Annotated in this window: 7 protein-coding genes; 2 read left to right on the forward strand and 5 right to left on the reverse strand. The window is 45.5% G+C overall.

Annotated elements, in window-relative coordinates; translation table 11 throughout:
* Positions 1 to 1,126, reverse strand: a 1,126-nt coding sequence (locus A1OO_RS12530; RefSeq protein ID WP_017003231.1) for a calcium-binding protein, incomplete at its 3' end; no start/stop codon positions are given.
* A gap of 998 nt (positions 1,127 to 2,124) precedes the next feature.
* Here A1OO_RS12530 and A1OO_RS12535 point away from each other — a divergent pair.
* The gene (locus A1OO_RS12535) at positions 2,125 to 3,081 is read left to right on the forward strand and encodes a LysR substrate-binding domain-containing protein (protein WP_016959532.1); all 957 of its coding nucleotides are present in this window, start codon (positions 2,125 to 2,127) and stop codon (positions 3,079 to 3,081) included.
* A gap of 74 nt (positions 3,082 to 3,155) precedes the next feature.
* On the opposite strand, the gene A1OO_RS12540 is transcribed toward A1OO_RS12535, so the two are convergent.
* From A1OO_RS12540 to A1OO_RS12550, 3 genes are all read right to left on the reverse strand, one after another.
* Positions 3,156 to 3,932: an MBL fold metallo-hydrolase gene (locus A1OO_RS12540; RefSeq protein WP_016959533.1), complete on the reverse strand. Its 777-nt coding sequence runs from the start codon at positions 3,930 to 3,932 to the stop codon at positions 3,156 to 3,158.
* Positions 3,933 to 3,946: 14 nt separating this feature from the next.
* On the reverse strand, positions 3,947 to 4,588 hold the full coding sequence (locus tag A1OO_RS12545) for a glutathione S-transferase (RefSeq protein WP_016959534.1): 642 nt from the start codon (positions 4,586 to 4,588) through the stop codon (positions 3,947 to 3,949).
* A 69-nt stretch (positions 4,589 to 4,657) separates the two neighbouring features.
* On the reverse strand, positions 4,658 to 5,353 hold the full coding sequence (locus tag A1OO_RS12550; RefSeq protein ID WP_016959535.1) for a cupin domain-containing protein: 696 nt from the start codon (positions 5,351 to 5,353) through the stop codon (positions 4,658 to 4,660).
* Positions 5,354 to 5,901: 548 nt separating this feature from the next.
* Between A1OO_RS12550 and A1OO_RS12555 the strand changes: the two genes are divergently transcribed.
* Complete coding sequence (locus A1OO_RS12555) at positions 5,902 to 7,488, forward strand: BCCT family transporter (RefSeq protein WP_017003232.1); 1,587 nt, start codon at positions 5,902 to 5,904, stop codon at positions 7,486 to 7,488.
* Between the two features lie 79 nt (positions 7,489 to 7,567).
* On the opposite strand, the gene tkt is transcribed toward A1OO_RS12555, so the two are convergent.
* The coding region (gene tkt / locus A1OO_RS12560; protein ID WP_017003233.1) for a transketolase at positions 7,568 to 9,036 on the reverse strand (1,469 nt) is incomplete at its 5' end.

The following is a 9,036-nucleotide window of genomic DNA, read 5'->3' on the forward strand; positions in this document are numbered from 1 at the left end:
GGCCGTAGAGTTTGTCGTCGCCATCACCACCATCGAGGAGGTCGTCGCCAAGGCCGCCAACCAATATGTCGTTTCCATTGCCGCCATAGGCTTTGTCGTTTCCTCTTTCTCCATAGAGTTTATCGTTGCCGCCTTGGCCATAAAGGGTGTCATCACCGTCACCTGCATGAAGGGTGTCATTGCCGTCAGAATCGGCGTTTGTGTTTTCGCCTGGGATCGATACTTCTACTGCGCCTCCGGGGCCTGACGTGGTGCCATCACCAGAATCGCCAGTCAGAACATCATCGCCAGCACCGCCAGTCAGAACATCATCGCCCTCATTCCCGTAAAGTATGTCGTTGTGGTTGCCACCATCAAGTTGGTCGTTACCCAAACCGCCATAGAGTGTGTCGTCGCCATCCTCTCCTTTCAGGCTATCAACGCCGTTACCACCAAAAAGGGAATCATTGCCCGTTCCGCCTGAGAGGATGTCATCACCAGCATCGCCGTAGAGGCTGTCATTTCCGGCGCCACCGCTTAATGTATCATTGCCATTTTCGCCATGAAGGCTGTCGTCGCCGTTTTGGCCATATAGCAGGTCATTGCCGATACCACCCCAAAGTGCGTCGTTGTCGTCGCCACCTTCGAGGGTATCTGTGCCTTTGCCACCCCAAAGGATGTCGTCACCATCGTCACCGTTTAAAGTGTCATCGCCGTCATCACCAAAGAGAATGTCTTTGCCACGACCGCCGTGAACGATGTCGTTATCGTCGCCAGCACGTACTTTGTCATCACCGTCATCGCCATAAATGGTATCGATACCTTCGTTACCAAACAGGCGATCGTTTCCGTTGCCTCCGTGCAATGTGTCGTTTCCTAGTCCACCTTCGACAAGGTCGTCACCATCATCACCGAATAGATTGTCATCGGTGAAGCCGCCTCGTACCCAGTCATTGCCCGCGTCGCCATGAACTTCATCGGCACCGTCTCCACCTATCACTGTGTCGTCCCCGTCGCCACCGTAGATGTAGTCGGTATCGCCATTTCCTTGGATATAATCATCGCCGCCCATGCCATAAATAATGTCGACACCGGCTGTTCCAATGATTCTGTCTTTACCTTCAGTTCCCTTGATGATGTTTGCCATGGTTTAGTTTGCTCCAAAATCGATATCCGTGATGATCAGATCTGCGCTTCGTGTGAAGAAGGTGCACAGTTGTGGTTAATATTTGACCTGGAGGGGGTAAAAGAAAAGCGAATTAAGTCTTACTTGTAATACATTAATTTTTTCGATTATTCCTTTTTTAAATTTTAATTAAAAAAGAATTAGAAATATAAGGTTGTCATTTTTAGATTCGCATGTATTAGTTTTGTGTAATTGGTGTCTGTTTTTTATACTATTGGTTTAACTATCTGATTTGTTTTACTATTTTCCACAATTTGTTGTGTCGGAAGCTTTTTATGCGCTTAATATCTCCTTAATAAAAGAGAGGGATTAATGCGTTGTTAGTTACTTGGGATTAAATTAGTACCAAATTTATTTTGACGCGAAATTTATATTGATTTTTGCCATTCATCTTGTTTTGTTTTTATATCGGGTTAGTATTGGTGGTGTGTGAATTAAGTTTTTAATCTAAGTTATTGAATGGTAGTGTAAATAATTAATATACATAATCGTATTTTTTGGTTTTGATATGGTTGCTACAATCTTTATTAAGATGCATTGATTTAAAATAAAGACGGATGTCATTTATTGCGCTCTATGGATTAACTATTCATAAATGGTACTTTAGCATTACCTTATGTAATTGGTTTAACATTCCAAAATTTGAGCCGGTTGGGTGTAACTAGAGTCGCTGAAATTCAGGAGGCATGCCATTCCAGATGTTATTTATCTCGTCTTTGATGGGGTAGGTGGAGATGTGTGCCTATCATTTCAATGCTCGTCAAGTTGTATATAAAGTCACTATTTTTAATGGTTCGCTACTGTTCATTGACCGAAAATCGGCGTGGAATAAAAACGTAAAGGCAGGCAGTAATGTGCGTTAATGCAAATTGTTGTCTATGTTAAAAAAAGATGCCTATAAAAGAGGTTTGTTGTCGAGTGATAGGTCATCGATATTAGATTTTTAGGGTTGATGGTAAATGGATGTTTCTAAAAGAAACTATATCAAGCAGAAGGTGCAAAGGGTTGCACACCTTAATGGCATTAAAGCATTTGAAGCTTCAGCGAGGCATTTGAGTTTTGCAGGGGCGGCACAGGAGCTCAACGTAACGCCTGCAGCCGTTGGACAACAGGTGCGGCAGCTTGAGGAATGGTTAGGGGTTAAACTATTTATACGTGCGACATCGGGGGCTTCTCGTCTGTCTTTGACGGAAGAAGCAATTCGGGCATTTCCAGAGATCCAACGTGGATTCAGCCATATTCTTAAAGGGTTAAGCCTGCTAAAAGAGGAAAGTGGGGAGACAGTCATTACCTTGTCGGCAAGTCCTTCAATCGCGTCCAAATGGTTGTTGCCAAAAATTGATGATTTCCAGAATGACTTTCCTGATATTGATATTCATGTTGAAACAGACGTGACGCTCGTCGACTACAGCACTCAAGGTATTGATATTGGGATTCGGTATGGAATGGGTCAATGGCCAAATTTGAGTGTTCAGCATTTGATGTTTGAGGATGTATTTCCCGTTTGTTCCCCTGACTTTATGGAAAAATACCAATTAGAGATTGGTCTCCCTGAAACGCTAGATCACATTCCTTTAATTCATGATCATTCGGTGACCTCTAGCCATTTATATCCTTCTTGGAGTGAATGGTGTGAAAAACTGGGTGTTCCTGCACCAGAAAGAATGCACGGTCTAAAAATTAACAATTTTTCGAGTGTGATGGAATCTGCCATTAGGGGAAAAGGGTTAGCATTAGCGAGAGGGGTGCTGGTAGTGGATGAATTAGAAAGAGGGCAATTGGTGTGCCCTTTCGATCGTAAAACGAGCAGTTACCCGTCCAGTTTTTGCTACTACTTAGTTTGGCGAAATGAGTTGGATACAGACCAGCGAATTATCGCTTTTCGGCGATGGCTCCTTTCACAAGTATCTCACTGAGTTAAGCGAGCGGGGTATTGCGACTTAAATAGTCGGCAATACCGTCGCTAAGTTTCTTCTTTTCAATATTGATTTTATGTTGGTAGTTTAAACGTCAGATTATAGGGCACTGCAATATTCAATAGTCGCGGTTCATTTAACACTTTGTCTCTTCCCGATCTCATCATCACATACTCATCTTTTGATACCTGATTGTTTAGCATGACATTTCGCTTTTTTTGCCACTCTAATGGTGTACAGCTTGTAGGGCTGATACCTATGGGTGGATAATCGTGGCAGAGGTAAACGTTTGTGTTATCGGGTAGCGCGTAGATCTTCATTATTGATTGATAGAGCGTTTCAGCGCTTCCTCCTGGGAAGTCTACTCTCGATGTGCCTCTGTCTGGTGCAAACAAAGTGTCACCGACAAATATGCAGTCGTCAATTCGATAGGTGACACAGGCAGGTGTATGCCCCGGTGTTTCCATCACTTCGATCACTTTTGTACCAAAATGCAGGCGAGAATTATCCCCCACAAGAAAATCGAACTTAGCCAGTTTCTCTAGTCCAAATTTGTCTTTCCAGTACGAAAAAACATGATGAATACCTTTACTCATCACTGTCTTCCCACCCATTTTCTTTTTGACGTAATCGGTAGCAGAGAGGTGATCTGCATGAATGTGTGTGTCAAGAATGTATCGCAATTTTAGGCTTTTTTTCTTGATGAAATCCAACACCTCATCAATATGGGTAGACAGGATTTCCCCGTCCTTGTAATCAAGAACGGGGTCTATGATCACCGCAAGCCCACTGTCTGACACAACATAGGTTAAAGAGCCTGTTTCTATGTGAAAGAATGGATGTACTTTCATGGTGATACATTTCCTTATTGATTGGAGAAACAAGGACGCTTGGCCATCTCTTCGCGCCAAGCAATAAGACTTGTCAATTCTGCAGGAATGTTTAGCCCGGAAAATTCTGCGAACGCGAGCCCATAAAACAGCGTGATATCTGCCATTGAAAAAGTATCTGCCGCGACGAACGAATGTTCATTTAAGTGCTCATTGAAATATGACAAGCCTGATAATGCAGTCTGCTTTTGGTGGTTGCCCCATTCACTACATTGATATTTCTCAATGAGAGGGCCTAGTCCTTGAGTGGCGTGGTGAAAATAGGTAGCAACTGCATCAAGCACCATTGATTCGGCACGGCGTTGCATCATATGGATCAACCCACGCTCTAGAGGTGTTGTTCCTGTTAGCGACGGCCCTGCAAAGAATGCATCAATATATTCTGTGATCGCTGTGGACTCGGAAATGAACTCACCTTCGGCGGTGCGCAGAACAGGTACGGTACCCATCGGGTTCATGGCATAGAATTGATCAGTTCTATGTTCGAGATTCATAACATCAATTTCGACAAAATCGACATCATTTAGGGCAGATTTCTCCGCTATAGCTGCGCGAATACGGGCTGGGTTAGGGAACCCTGTCGTTTCAAAAAGGGTGATTCTATTTTCAGAAAGCATGACTTCTCCTTGGTCGGATCTATCCGACGATTCCTTGCTAATTAGCATTACGATTGTGATTTTATTGGGTTAGGTACGAACTTCGCCTTTGCCAATTTTTTGATAAATCCGCGCGCCATCGACAGAATAAATTTGTACGGGTGTATTGGCGGGGAAACGAATCCAAGAGTGGTCGGCATAGTGTTCGCCGTTGACAATAGCTTGCCCAGAGATGACGAAAATTTCGTTAACATCTGAGTGTGATTCAACATCGCTATTAAAGCCTGCTGGCAAATCTAGCAACGCGCTCGATTCAAGAGACGACTGCCATAACTGAAGTGTTCTTTTACCGTCAGCCATCGTTTCCCATGTCGCCGTATTTGTGTCGAGATAAAAGTAGTCAGGTTCACTTTCCGGCACTTGCGAGAGTTTCACGAAAATTTCGCAGCCTTCGTGAGTAAATGGTTGATGTGTTGAGCCAACAGGGTTGCGAACATACATTCCTTTCGAGAAGTCGCCATTTTGGTCAGAGAATGTGCCGTCTAAGACGAGGTACTCTTCACCGCCAGGATGGCTGTGCGGTTTGAAGAAGCTTTCTGGTTCGTAACGAACGCAAGAAGTAGCACGTCTTGCTATTTCGTCGCCACGTCGTTCGAACATCATTCTTTTAACACCAACCATGGGTGTATCAGAAAAAGGCAATTCACCACCTTTAATGATCACGGGAACACTAAAGTCGACATTGCGTTCAATGTATCCCTGACTCGCTGTTTTGGTGTCCGACATCGCTTATCTCCAATTAAACGTTTTGATGGAGCCAGTCTAAGAGGTGATAGATGAGTGGACGAGGCATAAAAAATTTAAAGGTGGGAGAGATTTTCTATTTCAGAGTTTGCTAATGGTGAGGCGATATATTTAGGTTGTGTGCTGTAAGGTACGAATAAACTACCATTTGGTGGGTTTAAATTTGGTGTTTGATGAGGGCTGATTGAATGAGCAGTTCTTTGGCGGTTTTAAACACATTTTAACCGTGAAACCCTGCCATTATCGTGACCATAGGTACTTCCTATTGGTCTCCGCTTTGTTTTTAATTCTCAATTTTAACTCTGTTCATCTCTAAAGTGAGATATTCAATTGCGTTTACATTACGCTCTTGACCGATTGCTCATTAATCGGGATGAAACGGGGTTTTATCTGATTTTCAAAGGGCTATTGGTCATCATTATGCGGTGTATTTAATGAATGCTCTTTCTCACTCTACGAGGCGTGAGAAAGGGCGTTGCTATTACTGCTCAACCGGGTGGCGTTTGGGAGTGAAAAAATGAGGCAATGCTGTGAGTGATTCAACATCGGAAGTGAATAATGACGATCAATACAATACTGATTATAAAGTTGGTCAAGATAACGTTAACGCACTAGGGCTTGATTTCCACAACCCTGTTTTCCCCATTTCCGCCATCATGGTGGTGGTGTTTGTATTGGGTGTGCTGATATTTCAAGAGCAAGCCGCAGAGTTCTTTGGGTGGTTGCGCCCAGCAATCACCCAGTCTTTTGACTGGTTCTTTGTGATTTCAGCCAACATATTTTTAATTTTTTGTTTGGTGCTCGCATTTTTGCCAGTCGGTAAAATTCGACTGGGTGGGGATGAAGCGACACCTGATTACTCCTATCCAGCGTGGTTTGCCATGCTGTTTTCAGCAGGTGTCGGCATTGGCCTGATGTTCTATGGCGTGTTAGAGCCTATGAACCATACGCTTAACCCACCATTAGGCTTAGAAGTTGGCTCTGAGGCGGCACGAAGCATTGGTACGGCAGCATCGATTTTCCACTGGGGTTTTCACGCGTGGGCAGTTTATGCGGTGGTGGGGTTGGCGTTGGCCTTCTTTCATTACAACAAAGGTCTGCCGCTGACACTTCGTTCCGCCTTCTACCCGTTGCTGGGTGATCGCGTTTGGGGTGTTTGGGGACACGTCATCGATATCATGGCAGTACTGGCGACATTGTTTGGCTTGGCAACATCGCTTGGTATAGGTGCGAACCAGATTGCAGCAGGACTCAACTATCTGTTTGGTATTGATGCGGGTATTGAAACAAAATCTATCCTGATTCTGCTGATCACCTTAGCGGCATTGGTGTCGGTTTATCGTGGCATGGACGGCGGTGTTAAGCGCCTGAGTGAAATCAACATGGTGATGGCGGGCATGTTGATGGTGTTCGTGATTGCTGTAGGCCCAACGGCGCTTATCTTTAGCGGTGTGGTGTCTAACACGGTTGATTACCTCAGCTGGTTGCCTGCGCTGTCTAACTGGGTGGGTCGTGAAGATTCTGGTTTCTACCATGGTTGGACAACCTTCTACTGGGCGTGGTGGGTATCTTGGTCTCCATTCGTTGGTATGTTCATCGCTCGTGTTTCTCGCGGTCGTACCGTACGTGAATTTATTCTGGCAGTACTGATTGCACCAACCATTGTTTGTATTGTTTGGATGACAACGTTTGGTACGACGGCATTGGATCAAATGGATGGCGGTTACAATGGTGTTGTAAACTTGATCACCAATGGCAACTGGCAGCCAGAGCTCTCCATCTACAAGATGTTTGAAGCCTTGCCGTTTACTGGCGTGATCAGTTTCTTTGGTATGATTCTGACAATTATTTTCTTTGTGACATCATCAGATTCGGGTTCGCTGGTTATTGATACAATTACAGCAGGCGGCAAAATTGATGCGCCAGTTTCTCAGCGTATTTTCTGGTGCTCCATTGAAGGACTTGCGGCGATAGCACTTTTGATGGGGGGCGGCTTAGGGGCACTTCAAGCAGCAACCATTTCTACTGGGTTGCCGTTCGCGGTGTTCTTGTTGGTGATGTGTGTGAGTTTGTACCTCGGTCTTTCACGAGAGTTGCGTAGAAAGCAATTCGCGTAATTTCTGGTCGCGCAATTTCAAAGCGAGCAGATAAAAAGAAACCCGCCAATTGGCGGGTTTTTTATGTTTGAGCTGGAAGTTATGCGAGTAACTCTTTCGCTGTCTCAACGACGTTTTCAACCGTGAAACCAAACATTTTGAACAGCTGATCAGCCGGTGCCGACTCACCAAAACTGTGCATACCGATAATGCGACCATCGAAGCCAACATACTTGTACCAGAAGTCTGCAATGCCTGCTTCAATCGCAACGCGTGCCGTTACGTCAGAAGGCAGTACTGATTCACGGTACGCTGCATCTTGCTTATCGAATGTATCGGTTGAAGGCATAGAAACAACGCGCACGTTGAAACCTTGTGCCGACAAATCTTTGCTAGCGTTAACAGCAAGCTCAACTTCAGACCCGGTCGCAATCAGAATCATCTCTGGTTGGCCAACGCTATCTACTAAGACGTAACCGCCTTTAGAGATGTCGGATACTTGGTCTTCACTGCGCGCTTGCTGTGCTAAGTTTTGACGCGAGAAGATAAGCGACGTTGGACCGTCTTTACGTTCAATCGCCAGTTTCCAAGCAACAGCAGATTCCACTTGGTCACACGGACGCCATGTGCTCATGTTTGGTGTTAGGCGAAGCGATGCGATTTGCTCAACAGGTTGGTGTGTTGGGCCATCTTCACCCAAACCGATAGAGTCATGGGTGTACACTTGGATGTTCTGAATTTTCATCAGTGCAGCCATGCGCATTGCGTTACGTGCGTATTCCATGAACATTAGGAAGGTTGCGCCGTAAGGCACAAAACCGCCGTGCAGTGCGATACCGTTGATGATCGCCGTCATACCGAACTCACGCACACCGTAGTGAATGTAGTTACCGGATGCGTCGTCTGCCGTCACGGCTTTCGAACCCGACCACATGGTCAAGTTTGAAGGTGCAAGGTCAGCAGAGCCACCCATAAATTCTGGCAACATGGCACCAAACGCTTCTAGCGCGTTTTGAGAGGCTTTACGTGATGCAATGTTGGCGGGGTTGGCTTGCAAGTCAGCGATGATTTGGCTCGCTTTCGCTTCCCATTCTGCTGGTAGTTCACCGTTTACGCGGCGTTTGAATTCAGCTGCAAGTCCAGGGTGAGCTGCTTCATAAGCTGCAAGTTTCTCATTCCACGCCGATTCCTTAGCTGCGCCTGCGTCTTTCGCAGACCACGCTGAATAGATGTCCTGCGGGATTTCAAACGGGCCATGTTCCCAACCTAGTTGTTTACGGGTCGCTTCAATTTCGTCAGCGCCTAGTGGTGCGCCGTGACAATCGTGTGTGCCTGCTTTGTTTGGTGAACCGAAACCAATCACGGTTTTTGTACAGATCAGGGTCGGACGGCCTGTTTCTGCTTTTGCTGCTTCAATCGCTGCATTGATTGCTGCTGCATCGTGACCGTCTACTGCTGGAATAACATGCCAACCGTATGCTTCAAAACGCTGAGGTGTATTGTCAGTGAACCAGCCATCAACGTGACCATCGATAGAAATACCGTTGTCATCCCAGAACGCAACCAGCT

The organism is Enterovibrio norvegicus FF-33, from assembly GCF_000286835.2.
In the GTDB taxonomy this organism is placed as follows: domain Bacteria; phylum Pseudomonadota; class Gammaproteobacteria; order Enterobacterales; family Vibrionaceae; genus Enterovibrio; species Enterovibrio norvegicus_A.

What these genes read in the sequence shown, in the direction of transcription:
- A1OO_RS12535 (WP_016959532.1), top strand. Translation starts at nt 2,125, where the DNA reads ATGGATGTTTCTAAAAGAAACTATATCAAGCAGAAGGTGCAAAGGGTT.
- A1OO_RS12540 (WP_016959533.1), bottom strand. Translation starts at nt 3,932, where the DNA reads ATGAAAGTACATCCATTCTTTCACATAGAAACAGGCTCTTTAACCTAT.
- A1OO_RS12550 (WP_016959535.1), bottom strand. Translation starts at nt 5,353, where the DNA reads ATGTCGGACACCAAAACAGCGAGTCAGGGATACATTGAACGCAATGTC.
- A1OO_RS12545 (WP_016959534.1), bottom strand. Translation starts at nt 4,588, where the DNA reads ATGCTTTCTGAAAATAGAATCACCCTTTTTGAAACGACAGGGTTCCCT.